The organism is Bradyrhizobium sp., assembly GCF_049691595.1.
Lineage (GTDB): Bacteria > Pseudomonadota > Alphaproteobacteria > Rhizobiales > Xanthobacteraceae > Bradyrhizobium.
The window spans coordinates 1-1,955 of sequence record NZ_JBAVNZ010000592.1 but is presented as its reverse complement, the minus strand read 5'-3'; the positions used below and the strand labels follow the sequence as shown (position 1 = coordinate 1,955).

The following is a 1,955-nucleotide window of genomic DNA, read 5'->3' as shown; positions in this document are numbered from 1 at the left end:
GGCAGCGCGAACAGCACCAGCGCGCGCAACGCGATGCATTTTTCCATCAGCTCGCGCATCGGCACGACCGGCGTGCGATTGCCGTTGGTGGCGTAGACGGCGATCGTCGAATTCATCGCCATCAGTTTCAGCGTGACATCGATGTTGCCGCCGAAATCGACATCGACGACGCGATCGACGCCGCGCTCTCCGGTGAATGCCATCGTCTTGGCTATGACATGATCGGTCCTGTAGTTGATAACGAGGTCGGCGCCGGCGAGCCGCGCCTGTTCCGCCTTCACGGCCGAGCTGACGGTCGCGATCACCCGCGCGCCGCCCCATTTCGCAAGCTGCACCGCGTAATGGCCGACGGCGCCGGCGCCGCCGGTGACCAGCACGGTCTGCCCGGTAATCGGCCCGTCGCCAAACAGGCAGCACCAGGCGGTCATGCCGGGAATGCCGAGCGTGGCGCCCGCGGCGAACGACAGATGATCCGGCAGCGGCGTCACCAGATGCCCGGCCAGCGAAATATATTCCGCGGCGGTACCGTAGGCGCGGCCGTTGCGCTGGCCGTTGAACAGCCAGACGCGCTGGCCGACGCCGAGCCGCGTCGCGCCGTCGCCGACCTGGTCGATGATCCCGGCGCCGTCGCTGTTCGGGATCACGCGCGGATATTCCATCGCGCGATAGCCGCCGCCACGGCGGCCGGCATCGGCGGGATTGACCCCCGACGCCTCCAGCCGCACCCGGACCTCGCCCGGGCCGGCCACCGGCGTCGGCATGTCGCCATAGGTCAGCACCTCGGGCGCGGGGCCCGTTCGCTCGTACCAGACCGCCTTCACAGCGTGCCTGGGTAAGCGCCGCCGTCGAGCAAAATGTTCTGGCCGGTGATGAAGCCGGCCCTGGCGCCGCACAGGAACGCGCAGGCCTGCCCGAATTCCTCGGGGTCGCCGAACCGTCCGGCCGGATTGAGCTTGGCGCGTTCGGCCAGAAGCTGATCCACGGTGATGCCGCGCTTCTCGGCGTCCAGCTTCGCCACCGGGCCGCGCAGCCGGTCGGTATCGAACGGGCCCGGCAGCAGGCCGTTGATGGTGACGTTGTTGATCACGGTTTTCCGCGCGATGCCGGCGACGAAGCCGGTGAGCCCGGCGCGGGCGCCGTTGGACAGGCCCAGCACCTCGATCGGGGCCTTCACCGCCGCCGAGGTGATGTTGACGATGCGGCCGAATTTTCGCGCCATCATGCCGTCGACCGTGGCCTTGATCAGCTCGATCGGCGTCAGCATGTTGGCGTCGATCGCCTTGATCCAGTCATCGCGGGTCCAGTTGCGGAAATCGCCGGGCGGCGGGCCGCCGGCATTGTTGACCAGGATATCGGGATCGGGGCAGGCCTTCAGCGCCGCCGCGCGTCCCTCCGGCGTGGTGATGTCGCCCACGACTTCGCTCACCGTGACGCCCGGATTGGCCTTGCGGATTTCGTCGGCGGTCTTTTTCAGCGCCTCGGCGCCGCGCGCGGTCAGGGTGACATGGACGCCTTCATGGGCCAGCGCCATGGCGCAGGCGCGGCCCAGGCCCTTGCTCGATGCGCAGACGATGGCGCGGCGGTCTTTGATACCGAGATCCACTGTTTCACTCCCGTCATGTCATGATTTTTGAAGTCCGATGGCGCCACTGTAGCCAACATCGACGGCCCTGATAAGGCCCCCGGCTTTGCGCCGGCGGAAATCGTCTATATCAATGAGCGCATATCACGCTTGGGGAATTCGTCATGTCAGACCTGTTCGACGTCAGCCAGGAAACCATCTTGATCACCGGCGCTTCGCAGGGGCTGGGGCGGCAATTTGCCCGCGTGCTGTCGGCGCATGGCGCCGCCGTCGTGCTGGCGGCGCGCCAGACCGCCAAGCTCAAGAGCCTTGAAGCGGAGATCAAGGCCAAAGGCGGCCGCGCCGCCGCGGTGCAGATGGACGTGACCGACAT

General features: G+C 67.3%; 3 protein-coding genes. 1 reads left to right on the top strand and 2 read right to left on the bottom strand.

Features of this window, described 5'->3' with window-relative positions:
• Both WCE35_RS23775 and WCE35_RS23770 read right to left on the bottom strand, forming a co-directional pair.
• Positions 1-821: NADPH:quinone reductase (locus WCE35_RS23775; protein WP_424595755.1), on the bottom strand; the 821-nt coding region annotated here is incomplete at its 3' end.
• Positions 818-1,603 (bottom strand): SDR family oxidoreductase, encoded by a 786-nt coding sequence (locus WCE35_RS23770; protein ID WP_424595754.1) that lies wholly within the window; start codon positions 1,601-1,603, stop codon positions 818-820. The genes WCE35_RS23775 and WCE35_RS23770, both read right to left, overlap by 4 nt.
• 143 nt (positions 1,604-1,746) lie before the next feature.
• Here WCE35_RS23770 and WCE35_RS23765 point away from each other — a divergent pair.
• Positions 1,747-1,955, top strand: a 209-nt coding sequence (locus WCE35_RS23765) for an SDR family NAD(P)-dependent oxidoreductase (protein WP_424595753.1), incomplete at its 3' end; no start/stop codon positions are given.